Origin of the sequence: Paraburkholderia phenoliruptrix (assembly GCF_902859825.1) — a bacterium.
Lineage (GTDB): Bacteria > Pseudomonadota > Gammaproteobacteria > Burkholderiales > Burkholderiaceae > Paraburkholderia > Paraburkholderia phenoliruptrix.
Genome location: NZ_CADIKB010000002.1, coordinates 117927 through 129710 on the forward strand (window position 1 = coordinate 117927; position 11784 = coordinate 129710).

Genomic DNA, 11784 nt, shown 5'->3' on the forward strand with positions numbered 1-11784 from the left:
CTACCCATCACGCGGCGCGGCAGACCATGCCAGGCACGCCGCGTAACCGCGCGGCGCGGCGAGCCATTGCGCCGCCAGCGCGCGCATGTCATCCGCAATGGCGTTGCGCAGCGTCACGCGCAGGCCTTCGCGCGGCAACACGGTCAAATGCTGCAGGCCGCGCGCGATGCCCGCGCCCGTCGTCTTCACGAGCGCTTCCTTGGCCGTCCAGGCGTCGTAAAACGCCGCCAGTTGCGCCGAGGCATCGAGGCGCTCGATCCATGCAGCCTCGTCCGGGTCGAGCGTCAGGGCGACGATAGCGCGCCAGTCGAAGGTGTCGTTGCACTGCTCGATGTCGACGCCCACGCGCCGCGCCGCTGACATCGCGATCAGACCGTACGCGCCCGCGTGCGACACGTTGAAGTCGAGTGCCGTCGTATCTGCGAGCTGCGGGCGCCGGTTTGCGTCGGCCGTCAAACGCACGGCGCGAGCGTCGATGCCGAGGTTGCGCGCGAGCAGTTCGCGCAGCGCGGCGCGCGTGGTCGCGAAGCGCAGCGCGTCTTCTTGTCGACGGAATCGCCGCGCTCTGTCGCGTTCGTCGTCGCTGAGCGATTGGAAGATTGCGGCGTCGAGCGATGCGTCGAAAGAAAAATCGACCCGCCACACCGACACATCGGGCGGGCCTTCGTGTTGCAGCGGAACAACCTGGATAGTGGCCGACATCGCAAGAACGGGGCGCAATGAAATTACCGCGACTCTACACGATGAGCCTCGTGCAACGTGCGCTGCGTTCAGACGGGCCGGCTCTCCTTCGGCACGCCGATCAGCAGCGCAATGCCGCTTGCAAACAACAGCACGGTCAGCAGATACAGCGCGTTGTCCATGCTGCCGGTGTGCGTCTTGATCTGCCCGATCACCCAGGGGCTCACAATGCCGCTCGTAATGCCGATGCTGCTGATCAACGCGATGCCGCCTGCCGCCGCCGCGCCCGACAGATAGCGCGACGGCACGGTCCAGAAGATCGGCAGTGCCGCAAAAATCAGCACGGCAGCGAGCGAGAGAATCGCGAGCATCGCAGCAAAACTGCTTAAATGCAGCGTCAAAAGCGAAAGCGCGAGGCCGCCGCCAATCGTGCATACGGTGAAATGCCGCCGGCGTTCGCCGCGCCGGTCCGAATGACGGGCAATCAGAATCAGGCCGACGGCGCCGACCGCATTCGGAATCACGCTGTACAGGCTGATTGCGAGCACATCGCGAATGCCGAAGTCGCGGATCATCAACGGCATCCAGAAGTTGAGCGTCAACGACGCGCACGTCAACGAGAAATAGATGAACGCGAACAGATAGACGCGCGGATTGCGCAAAGCCTGCACGAACGAGTGCGATGAATGTGCCGCGTGCGACGATGCGGCGCCTTCCTCGTCGCGTTGCGCGATGAGCCGCGCCTTTTCGTCGGCGCTGAGCCACTTCGCGTGCTGTGGACCGTCGACCAGATAGACGGCCGCGACGAGACCGAGGATCACCGCGGGCGCCCCCTCGATAACGAACATCCACTGCCAGCCGAAGAGGCCGAGCACGCCGCCCATATCGCGCATGATCCAGCCCGACACGAGGCCGCCCAGCACACCCGCCACCGCGACGCCCGCAAAGAACACCGAGAGCACGGCCGCGCGTCGCCGGGCCGGGTACCAATACGTGAGATACAGCACGATGCCCGGAAAGAAGCCCGCCTCGAACACGCCGAGCATGAAGCGCAGCAAGTAGAAATGTGCGGGCGCCGACACCATCATCATGCCGACCGACGCCACGCCCCACAGCAACATGATCCGCGTGAAAGTGCGGCGCGCGCCGAATTTGGCGAGCAGCAGGTTGCTCGGCACTTCGCACAACACATAGCCGACATAGAACACGGCCGCGCCGAGCCCGTACATCGCGTCGCTGAAACCGAGGTCGTGCTTCATCTGCAACTGCGCGAAGCCGATGTTGATGCGGTCCAGAAACGACACCACGTAGCAGAGAAACAGAAAAGGAATAATGCGCAGCGACACCTTGCGATACAGCAGATCGTCATGCGCGGCGGCGCTTGAACCGGGCTCGAGCGCCGAGGCGAGGGATTGACTCATCGTTTATCTCCAGACATGAGGCGTGATGCGTCCAACGGACCCGCGGGTCCGGCAGTGTTGCGCTGTACGGAACCGCGAATCAGGCCGCGAGCGGGTGGACCTCGCCGCCTTCCGGCGATGCATCGGCCACGCCTTCGCGCGCGTATCGAATCGCTTCGAGCAGCGTCGCGTGATCGCCGATATGGTTGGCCAGCAGCAAAATGAGTTGCGCATTCGCCGACTGACTCCGTGCGTCGTCGAGGTCGCGATGCATGTCGATCAGCGCCTCGTAGAAATCGTCCGGACGCGCGAGGTTCGGTTGCGTGTTCAGTGCCATGGTGTGTCTCCAGATTCTATTTTTTGCGCTTATGCCGCGGCCGTTACGCTATACCTTCGACGCACAGCGCGCGCTTGAGCGCATGCTCCACCGCAAGCGGCTCGAGTTGCCGCCAGCGCGCGCACACATGCTGGTCCGGGCGGATCAGATAGAACGTGCCGGGCTGCGCGTCGTAGCGCGCGCCGGCGAGGCCCTCGGCGTCGCGCAGAATCGTCACATCCGCGATGGCGGGCGGCTCTGTGTCGCCGCGCGCGATCACGACGAGCTTCAACGGAATCGCGCTCGTGCGCAGCGCATTGAGCGCGGCTTCGGTGGCGGCGTCGATGCCTTTATCGCCGCAAAACAGCACACCGGTGAATTGCTGGCCGAGATGCCGAAGCAGCCACGCGGGTTCGCCAGCCGCCCGCACCGGCGCATCGACACACGAGGCGCCCGGCACCATGAGGCCCGCGAAGCTGTCGCAATCCACCGTATTGAGCGGCGAATCGCTCAACACCGCGGGCACCGACAGGCGGCCGCTGTTCGTCAGTTGCCGGGCAAACGGATGATGACGCGCGAGCTTCAGCACGGCGTCGCGAAACACGCGGCTCACCGGGCTCTTGGGCGTGATGAAATCGGTGGAGCGGGTGGAGTTGCGGATGTTTTCGTCGGCGGCAAATTCGCGCTCGCTCGCATACGTGTCGAGCAGTGCGTCCGCTGCCTTGCCGTCCAGCACCATGGCGAGCTTCCACGCGAGATTTTCCGCGTCCTGCACGCCGCTATTCGCGCCCCGCGCGCCGAACGGCGACACGCCGTGAGCGGAATCGCCCGCAAACAGCACATTGCCATGGCGGAAGCGCTCCATGCGCAAGCACGAAAACGTATAGACGCTCACCCATTCGAGCTCGAACTTCGCATCCGGCCCGAGCAACGCGCGCACACGCGGAATGACGCGCTCAGGCGTTTTTTCGAGCACCGGATCGGCGTCCCATCCAAGCTGGAAGTCGATACGCCACACATTGTCCGGCTGACGATGCAGCAGCACCGACTGATTCGGATGAAACGGCGGATCGAACCAGAACCAGCGCTCGGTCGGAAAGTCGGCTTCCATTTTCACGTCGGCGATCAGGAAACGATCCTTGAAGGTCACGCCTTTGCTGTCGAGCCCCATCAGATTGCGGATCGGGCTGCGCGAGCCGTCGGCGGCGACCACATAGCGGCCACGCAATGCGTATTGACCGTTCGGCGTGTCGACCGTCAGCGTGACGGCGGCGTCGCATGTGCCCGGCGTTCCGCTCTGCTCGACGCCGACCACTTTGCTTTTCCAGCGAATCTCGATGTTGGGCATTTCCTGCGCGCGTTCGAGCAGGAAGCCTTCAACATAGTACTGCTGAAGATTGATGAACGCGGGCCGGTGATGCCCCGCCTCCGGCTGCAGATTGAACGTGTAGACGAGTTCGTCTTTCAGGAACACCTTGCCGACATTCCAGCTGATGCCCTTGTCCACCATCCGGTCGCCGCATCCGAGCCGGTCGAAAATATCGAGGGACCGTTTTGAAAAGCAGATCGCGCGCGAACCTGTGGACAACGAACAATCGTCGTCCACCAGAACCACGGCCACGCCCTGCTGCGCGAGGTCGATTGCGGTGGCGAGGCCCACGGGCCCCGCGCCGACCACGATCACCGGATAGACCGTCTGCTCCGTGCCGGTCTGCGGGCTTTGCTCCCGGCACGGCTGATATTCGAACGACAGCGTCTGGTAGTTGATGCTCATCTTGTGTCTCCGTCCTTCTCCGCTTTCTCTGCTCTACGTCCGCGCTGCGCTTCGCTTTTATTGTTATAGGCCTGTCAGGCTTGCAGCGCGTCCCACATTTCCTTGTCGCGCTGTGCGGTCCAGATGCGCGGATGGGTGATGCCGCTCGCTTCGTCGTAAGCACGCGAAACGTCGAACGGCAGGCAGTGCTCGTAGATGAACACATGGCCGAACTTCGGATCCATGGCCTTGCGCGTGTGCGCCATGGCGGCTTTCAGATCGAGCTTCTGCGCGACGGCTTCGCGGCCTTGCTGCAGCAGCGTCGTGACAAAATCCTTCGTGTAATCGAGGCCTTTGTTGACGTCTTGCGGCGTGGTCAGCGCGGGGCCGCGGCCCGGCACCAGCTTTTCCGCATTGAGCGCGCGCAGTGCTTCGAGCGTCGCCGGCCATTGTTCGAGTTGCGCGTCGCCGCAATAGCAAGCTGCGTCGTATTCGACGAGATCGCCGGAGAACAGCACCTTTTGCGACGGCAGCCACACGACTGTGTCGCCCTTCGTGTGACCCGCGCCCAGATGCGCGATGCGCACTTCGAGCTTGCCGAGAAACAGCGTGATTTCCTTTTCGAAGACGAGCGTCGGCCATGTCAGCCCCGGCACCGTCTCGACGCCGGCAAAAAGACGCGGAAAGCGCTCAATTTCCGACTTCATGTCCGCTTCGCCGCGTTCGACGATCATCTCGTAGGTACCGCGGCTCGCAATGATTTCCTGCGCGCCTTCCTGAAAGTACGCCGACGCGCCGAGCACGCGCACCGCGTGATAGTGCGAGAGCACGACGTATTTGATGGGCTTATCGGTGACGCTGCGGATTTTTGCGATGAGGTCTTGTGCCATGGCCGGCGTGGCGGTGGTGTCAACGATCAGCACACCGTCGTCGCCGATGATCACGCCCGAATTCGGGTCGCCTTCCGCGGTGTACGCGTAGGCGTTATCGGACAACTGCGTCCATGTGACTTTCTTGACTTCCAGATCGGCCTGCGATGCGAATGCCTTTGCCATGCTCGTCTCCCTCAAAAGTTGGATGTGAGGCGAGACGGCCGGCCGCGCGACGTGGGCAGGCTGACAGTACTGGAGATTGTCTCGCCCCGTTTTGACTCTGTGACTGCGCCGGTATGTCGGGGTGAATGCATCTTATGACCGCGGCGATTTATTTGTCAATAGCGAAATGTATCGCTATACGCAAATCTTCCCAAGCCTAAGATAGACACCATGGGCAGTGGCGGTTTGCCCTCACGGTTCGGTTAACATAGACCCTTTTTACGGACAAGCACGGTGGTCAGCAAAGCAGCCAACGCGGCCAAGGCAGTCGGCACGGGCGCAGGCGGAAACGAAACCGCGAATGGCGGCAAGACGCAGCGCGGCATTCAGAGCGTGGAAGTCGGCGGCCGGCTGCTCTTCGCGCTCGCGCAGGCGCGCGTGCCCCTCGCGCTGTCCGATCTCGCCATCGCGGCGGATCTCGCGCCGGGGCAGGCGCATGCATATCTGGTGAGCTTGAGCCGCCTCGGCCTCGTCAAGCGCGACGAGTTGTCGGGCCGTTACGAGCCCGGTCCGCTGTCGCTGCGGCTGGGCCTGCTGCACCTGGAACACCAGCCGGCATTTCGCGCCGCCGTGCCACGCGTGGCCGCGCTGGCCGAAGCCATCGGCTTTAGCGTGGCCATTTGCATCGCCGGTCCGCAGGGGCCGACCATCGTTCGATACGAACATGCGGGCTTTCCATTGCATGTGAATCTGCACGTGGGCACGGTGATGTCGCTGCCCGCCACATCGACGGGACGCGTTTTCTGCGCTTACTTGCCGCGCGAAACGCTCGACGCGATGTGGGCCAATCAGTCTGGTGCCGAAAAAAGCATGCGGGCCGCGCCGCGCGACGCGTCTTTCCAGGCGTCGCTGGAGAAAATCCGCGCGCGCGGCCTCGAAAGCAGCGTGGATGCTCCGAGCCCCGGCATCAGCAGTGTGAGCGCGCCGGTGCTCGACCCGCAGGGGCATCTGGCACTGGCATTGACGGTGATCGGCTCGACGGGCGCAATGAATGTGGCCGCCGACGGTCCGATCGCCCGTGCGTTGCTCGGTACCGCTCGAGAGATCGGCGCCGAGCTGGCGGCTCAATCCTCACGGCTTGCCTCGTCTATATCGTGACTGCGTCATCCGATAACCTTCCCCCCCTTTCCGCGGATGCCAAACCGCAGCGCGGCATCCAGTCGCTCGACAACACCGGCGAGCTGCTGGCAGCGCTCGTCGCCGCGGCGCGGCCGTTGACCTTGCGCGACCTCGCAGCCGCAGCCGGCATGCCGCCGGCCAAAGCCTTTCCGCATCTGGTGAGCTTGCTGAAGATCGGCCTGCTGAGCCGCGACGCCGCCGGCTGCTTCGAAGCGGGGTCGCTTGCGCTGGAGCTCGGGTTGATCAGCCTGCAGCGGCTGTCGCCCGTGCGCGAGGCCGAGCCCGAGGTGGTGGAACTGGCGGCATCCACGGCGATGAGCGTCGCAATGGCGGTGCTCGGCCCGCTCGGACCGACGGTCGTGCGGCTGGAGGAATCGCCGCGGCCACTGCATGTGAGTTTGCGGGTCGGCACGGTCATGTCGCTCGTGAACACGGCAATCGGGCGCGTTTTCGCCGCCCACGTCGCTGACGACGTACGGGCCGGGCTGCTCGCCCAGGACCATCTGCGGCTGGCGGGCGCCGAGGAAACGGACGTTCCGGTGGGCAAAGGCGCGCCGACGGCGCTGAAGGAAACCTACGCGCAGCGACTCGCCCAGATTCGTGCCGAGGGGATCGATACCGCGCTCAGCCGGCCCGTGCCCGGCATCGACACGCTGGCCGCGCCGGTGCTCGATCACACCGGCAGCATCTGCCTCGTGCTCGCCCTGATGGGACCGAGCGGCAGCTTCGACAGCGCCGCCACAGCCGGGCCTGCGCAGACGTTGCAGGCCGCCGCGCTGCGGTTGTCGCGGCGGTTTGGGTGGATGGGGTGACGTGAGGCGGGCAGGCGCTCTTGCGCCCCCTTCGGTAATCGTTTTTTCGTGAAAACGGCGTTTTGTAATCGTTTTGGCGGACGAATAACCGAAACTGATGCGGGCGGCGTGGCGATCGTCAACGCGATCGCCGAAGCCTTCGCCGATGAAGCCAGCCCCTAATCGCCCGTCTGCGGCTCGTGCGAGGACAACCTTGCCTTCGCGTGCCGCATCTTCTCCAGCGTCTTCGGCCCCGCTTTGAGCGCGACGCCGATGGCGAGCGCGTCCATGATGCAAAGGTGCACGAGCCGCGACACGCCCGGCGTATTCGGATCAATGGGACTCGGCACGCGCAGCAGCAGCGGTATATCCACGAGCCACGCGAGGCGCGAGCCCACATTGGTGAGCGCGATGGTGGTGGCGCCGCGTTCCTTCGCGATCTGAATACTCTCGTTCACTTCGACGCTGCGCCCCGAATGCGAAATCGCAAAGGCCACGTCGCCTGGCTCCATCATGCCGGCATAGAGACGTTGAAGGTGCGCGTCGGTAAAAGCGGTGGACGCGATGTCGAGGCGCAAAAACCGCAACGCCGCATCTTGCGCGACGAGGCCGGAGCCTGACCCGACGCCGAAAAAGAACACACGCCGCGCCCCCGAGAGCGCCGCAATCGCGCTCTCGACCACCGCCGGATCCAGCGCGCCGCGCGCGTGCGTGATGCCGTCGACGGCGGCTTCGCCTACTTTGTCCATCAGCGTTTGCACGTCGTCGTCGCGCGCAATGGCGGCCGACGCATACGGCAACCCGCCCGCCACGCTCTGCGCAAGCTGCATCTTGAAGTCGCGCAGACCATGCGCCCCGATCGCCCGGCAAAAACGCGTGACCGAAGGCTCGGAGACGTCCGCGCGCTGCGCGAGTTCGGTAATGCTCGCGCGCATGGCGAAGTCGACGTCGTTCAGCACCATGTCGGCGACCTTGCGTTCGGCGGGCCGCAAACTGGCGAGTGCGCTGCGGATGTGGGGAATCAGATTCGGTGCGGACACCCGGTGTTCCTTGAGGGTTAAATGAATCCGCGTCGCTCGCAGCTTCAATCGGCAACACGCGGCTCAGGCCAGTCTGCGTCCACTCTCCGTATCGAACAGGTGAATGTGACTAGCCGGCAAATGCAGCGCGATACGCTCGCCGTGCTCGAGGTTCGAGCGTTGACGCGTCGTCACGCACCACGTGTTGCCGCCTATTTTCCCGTACAAATGCGTCTCCGCGCCAGTCGGCTCGATGACCTCGACTTCCATCGCCGCGTCGGGCGTCTGCGTGACCGTTTCGATGTGCTCGGGCCGCACGCCTAAAGTGACCTTCGCGCCGGCCGTGGCCGAAGCCGGGGCGCCTTCCAGCGTGATCTCGCTGCCGTCCGCGAGTTTCAACGCGAGCCCCGAGCCCTGAGCACGGTTCACCACGACGCCTTCGGCGAAATTCATCGACGGCGAGCCGAGAAAGCTCGCGACAAACAGATTCGCCGGACAGTCGTACAGCTCGAGCGGGCGTCCGATCTGTTCAATCCGCCCCGCGTTCATCACGACAATGCGATCGGCCATCGTCATCGCTTCGATCTGATCGTGCGTCACGTAAATCACCGTGTTTTTCAGTCGCTGATGCAGCGCCTTGATTTCCGTGCGCATCTGCACACGCAATTTCGCGTCGAGATTGGAGAGCGGCTCGTCGAACAAAAATAGCGACGGCTCGCGCACCACAGCGCGCCCCATCGCCACGCGCTGCCGCTGACCGCCCGACAAGGCACGCGGCAAACGGTCAAGGTAGCCGCCGAGATTGAGCATCTTTGCGGCAGCCTCGATTCGCGGCTTGAAATTCGCGGGGGACTCCTTACGAATGCGCGGACCGAAGGCGATATTTTCGTAGACCGACAGATGCGGATAGAGCGCGTAGCTCTGAAATACCATCGAGATATTGCGCTGCTGCGGCGCAAGCGTGTTCGCGCGCGTTCCGCCGATCATCAGATCACCGCCGCTGATTTCCTCGAGCCCCGCCACCATTCGCATCAGCGTGCTCTTGCCGCAGCCCGACGGGCCGACTAACACGACGAACTCGCCGTCGTCGATGTGAAGGTCGATGCCATGCACCACCTGCGTATCGCCGTAGCGCTTGAAGATGCCGCTCAGTTGCACTGCTGCCATGCTGTCCTCATCGTCTGCGGGTTTGGGTCAAAGCGATTCGAGCGTCAGTTCTTGCGCCATCAGACGGTTGCCGGCCATCAGGCCGCCGTCCACGGGCAACGCGACGCCGGTGATCACGCGCGCCATCGGCGAGGCGAGAAAGAGCACGGCGTCGGCGATATCGTCGGGCGTGGCGAAATCGCGCAACGGATACCACTTTTTCAGATCTTCGAAGACCTGGGGGTTCTTGTCGACGCGCGCTTGCCATGCCTGCGTCTTCACGGTGCCCGGACACACGATATTCGCGCGAATGCCATGGCGGCCGAGTTCGAGCGCGAGCGCCTTCGTGTAACTGATCAAGCCCGCTTTTGCCGCGCTGTATGCAGGATGCCCGAGCGCGGCCATGCCGTTCACGGAGCCAATCAGCACGAGCGCGCCCTGCTGGCGTTCGATCATCGACGCGCGTACGGCTTCGACCGTGTGATACGTGCCGTTCAGGTTCAGATGAATATCGCGCTGCCAGCTGGCGGCGTCGGTCGTGGCGAGCGTGAGGCCTTCGGCTGCGCCCGCGTTCGCGACCAGTACGTCCACCGGTCCGCGTTTTGCGACCGCTGCGGCCACGGCTTGCTGCACCGCGGCGGCGTCGCCGAGATCGGCAACCAGCGGCGTGACCTGCGTTTCGCCGAGTTGCTTCGAAAGGCGCGCGAGCGCCGACGCGTCGAGGTCGAGCGCCAGCACCGTATCGCCTTGCTCGACGAAACGCTTGCATAACACGCTGCCGATACCGCCGCAGGCGCCCGTGACTAATACGACTCGATTCATTTTTCCCTCGCCTTCAGGCCGACATGCGTCTTCGCAGACCGTGAAAATTTCTTACAGCACCGTGCGGCGCATCATGTTCGGCATCCCGAATATTGGGCAATCGGCTGCTTAGCCAGGCCGAAAATACGCCTGTTTTACAGGCATCTTATGCACAAACCCGGGCGATAAAAAATATCGCAGACCCTACGTGACAAGGCGTTTTTAGCCGTGTAGGATTTTTTCAAACAATTTAACCAACAACGCAACCCCGGCGGCCGGCGACGGCAGCGGACCCATTGAGGAGAGAGAAATGTCGTTGCATGCCCGTGCTTCCCTCGCGCTCGGCAAAGTCGCCGTGGCGCTCGCGTTTGCAGGTATCGCCGTGGCGGCTCAGGCCGACACGGTCCGCGTGACCGTCGCGCATTACAGCGACGCCACCGCGCCGTACTTCGAAAAGATGGCTCGCAACTTCGAGAAAGCCAATCCCGGCACCACCATCAAGATCGAAGATGTGAACTGGGATACGTTGCAACAGAAGCTGCAAACGGACATTTCCGGCAACGCCAATGCCGACCTCGCGATTGTGGGCACACGCTGGCTGCTCGACTTCGTGAAGGACGACGTGGCCGAACCGCTCGACGGCTATATGGACGCGAACTTCAAGGGACGCTTCATCGGTCCCTTCCTCGCGCCGGGCGAGATCAACGGGAAGGTCTATGGCTTGCCGATTGCCGCGTCCGCGCGGGCGCTGTACTACAACAAGGAGCTGCTCGCCAAGGCCGGCTATCCGGACGGCCCGAAAACGTGGAACGACGTCATCGAAGCGTCGAAGAAGCTGAAGGCGCAGGGCATTGCCGGCTTCGGTCTGCAGGGCAAGGAAATCGAAACGGACGTCTACTTTTACTATGCACTGTGGACCAACGGCGGCGAGGTGGTCGGCAAGGACAACAAGGCGGCCTTCAACTCGGCGGCGGGCGTGAAAGCGGCCACGCTGTACAAATCGCTGATCGATCAGGGCCTCACGCAGCCGGGCGTGACCGGCTATAGCCGCGAGGACGTGCAGAACCTCTTCAAGCAAGGCCGCGTGGCGATGATGATTTCCGCGCCGTTCCTCGCCAAGCAGATCAAGAAGGAAGCGCCCAACCTCAAGTACGGCATCGATCCGATTCCGATGGGCACCACACACGCCACCTACGCGGTCACCGATTCGATCGTGATGTTCAAGAATTCGAAGGTGAAGAAGTCTGCGTGGAAGTTCCTCGACTATCTGTTCACGAAGGAACCGCGCGTCGAATTCACGACAACGGAAGGCTTCCTGCCGACCACCAAGGCGGAATCTTCGGACCCGGCGTTCAATGATCCGGACACCAAAGCGTTTGTCGCACTACTGCCCACCGCGCGCTTTGCACCGACTGTGACGGGTTGGGAAGATACCGCGAAAGCCGTCACCGACGCCATGCAGTCCATCTATCTGGGCAAGGCAAAGCCGGCCGATGCACTGAACGCGGCAGCCGCACAAGCCAACAAGTCGCTGGGCCACTAAGCGGCCGACACGGCGAACTTGCGGTGATCCGCTGTACAGGAAGCGCGTCGCCTCGTTGCGATTGCCGCCTTTGCAAAAAGCGCGGCGCGCTTTCCGGCCCTTTTGGGCCCTTCCCGACCTT

The 11784-nt window shown here is 63.5% G+C and carries 11 protein-coding genes; 3 read left to right on the forward strand and 8 right to left on the reverse strand.

Annotated features, from left to right (window positions below; translation table 11 throughout):
* From HV711_RS03305 to HV711_RS03325, 5 genes are all read right to left on the reverse strand, one after another.
* Nucleotides 1–702: a 4'-phosphopantetheinyl transferase family protein gene (locus tag HV711_RS03305; RefSeq protein WP_035480006.1), complete on the reverse strand. Its 702-nt coding sequence runs from the start codon at nucleotides 700–702 to the stop codon at nucleotides 1–3.
* Nucleotides 703–770: 68 nt separating this feature from the next.
* Nucleotides 771–2102, reverse strand: a complete 1332-nt coding sequence (locus HV711_RS03310) for an MFS transporter (protein ID WP_028361184.1) — start codon at nucleotides 2100–2102, stop codon at nucleotides 771–773.
* 79 nt (nucleotides 2103–2181) lie between these two features.
* Nucleotides 2182–2418, reverse strand: coding sequence for a DUF2783 domain-containing protein (locus HV711_RS03315; protein WP_013591104.1), 237 nt, complete (start codon nucleotides 2416–2418; stop codon nucleotides 2182–2184).
* Nucleotides 2419–2461: 43 nt separating this feature from the next.
* Entirely contained in the window at nucleotides 2462–4171 is a 1710-nt protein-coding gene (locus tag HV711_RS03320) for an FAD-dependent oxidoreductase (RefSeq protein ID WP_035480009.1), read from the reverse strand.
* 74 nt (nucleotides 4172–4245) lie between these two features.
* Nucleotides 4246–5205, reverse strand: coding sequence for an MBL fold metallo-hydrolase (locus HV711_RS03325; protein ID WP_028361186.1), 960 nt, complete (start codon nucleotides 5203–5205; stop codon nucleotides 4246–4248).
* Between the two features lie 273 nt (nucleotides 5206–5478).
* Here HV711_RS03325 and HV711_RS03330 point away from each other — a divergent pair, with 273 nt between their 5' ends.
* Both HV711_RS03330 and HV711_RS03335 read left to right on the forward strand, forming a co-directional pair.
* Complete coding sequence (locus HV711_RS03330; protein ID WP_035480011.1) at nucleotides 5479–6342, forward strand: IclR family transcriptional regulator; 864 nt, start codon at nucleotides 5479–5481, stop codon at nucleotides 6340–6342.
* On the forward strand, nucleotides 6339–7175 hold the full coding sequence (locus HV711_RS03335) for an IclR family transcriptional regulator (RefSeq protein WP_035480013.1): 837 nt from the start codon (nucleotides 6339–6341) through the stop codon (nucleotides 7173–7175). The genes HV711_RS03330 and HV711_RS03335 overlap by 4 nt, the downstream gene beginning before the upstream one ends.
* A 158-nt stretch (nucleotides 7176–7333) precedes the next feature.
* On the opposite strand, the gene HV711_RS03340 is transcribed toward HV711_RS03335, so the two are convergent.
* From HV711_RS03340 to HV711_RS03350, 3 genes are all read right to left on the reverse strand, one after another.
* Complete coding sequence (locus HV711_RS03340; RefSeq protein WP_014972526.1) at nucleotides 7334–8194, reverse strand: MurR/RpiR family transcriptional regulator; 861 nt, start codon at nucleotides 8192–8194, stop codon at nucleotides 7334–7336.
* Nucleotides 8195–8257: 63 nt separating this feature from the next.
* Complete coding sequence (locus HV711_RS03345; RefSeq protein WP_035480014.1) at nucleotides 8258–9340, reverse strand: ABC transporter ATP-binding protein; 1083 nt, start codon at nucleotides 9338–9340, stop codon at nucleotides 8258–8260.
* A 27-nt stretch (nucleotides 9341–9367) separates the two neighbouring features.
* Nucleotides 9368–10141 carry an SDR family oxidoreductase gene (locus tag HV711_RS03350; RefSeq protein ID WP_013591111.1) on the reverse strand — a complete coding sequence of 258 codons (774 nt, stop codon included), beginning with the start codon at nucleotides 10139–10141 and terminating at the stop codon, nucleotides 9368–9370.
* A 289-nt stretch (nucleotides 10142–10430) separates the two neighbouring features.
* Here HV711_RS03350 and HV711_RS03355 point away from each other — a divergent pair, with 289 nt between their 5' ends.
* On the forward strand, nucleotides 10431–11663 hold the full coding sequence (locus tag HV711_RS03355; protein WP_035480015.1) for an ABC transporter substrate-binding protein: 1233 nt from the start codon (nucleotides 10431–10433) through the stop codon (nucleotides 11661–11663).
* Nucleotides 11664–11784: the final 121 nt, after the last annotated feature.

Bases quoted from the DNA above. Each gene is read 5' to 3' on its own strand.
- HV711_RS03305 (WP_035480006.1), bottom strand. From the start codon at position 702: ATGTCGGCCACTATCCAGGTTGTTCCGCTGCAACACGAAGGCCCGCCC.
- HV711_RS03310 (WP_028361184.1), bottom strand. From the start codon at position 2,102: ATGAGTCAATCCCTCGCCTCGGCGCTCGAGCCCGGTTCAAGCGCCGCC.
- HV711_RS03315 (WP_013591104.1), bottom strand. From the start codon at position 2,418: ATGGCACTGAACACGCAACCGAACCTCGCGCGTCCGGACGATTTCTAC.
- HV711_RS03320 (WP_035480009.1), bottom strand. From the start codon at position 4,171: ATGAGCATCAACTACCAGACGCTGTCGTTCGAATATCAGCCGTGCCGG.
- HV711_RS03325 (WP_028361186.1), bottom strand. From the start codon at position 5,205: ATGGCAAAGGCATTCGCATCGCAGGCCGATCTGGAAGTCAAGAAAGTC.
- HV711_RS03345 (WP_035480014.1), bottom strand. From the start codon at position 9,340: ATGGCAGCAGTGCAACTGAGCGGCATCTTCAAGCGCTACGGCGATACG.
- HV711_RS03350 (WP_013591111.1), bottom strand. From the start codon at position 10,141: ATGAATCGAGTCGTATTAGTCACGGGCGCCTGCGGCGGTATCGGCAGC.
- HV711_RS03355 (WP_035480015.1), top strand. From the start codon at position 10,431: ATGTCGTTGCATGCCCGTGCTTCCCTCGCGCTCGGCAAAGTCGCCGTG.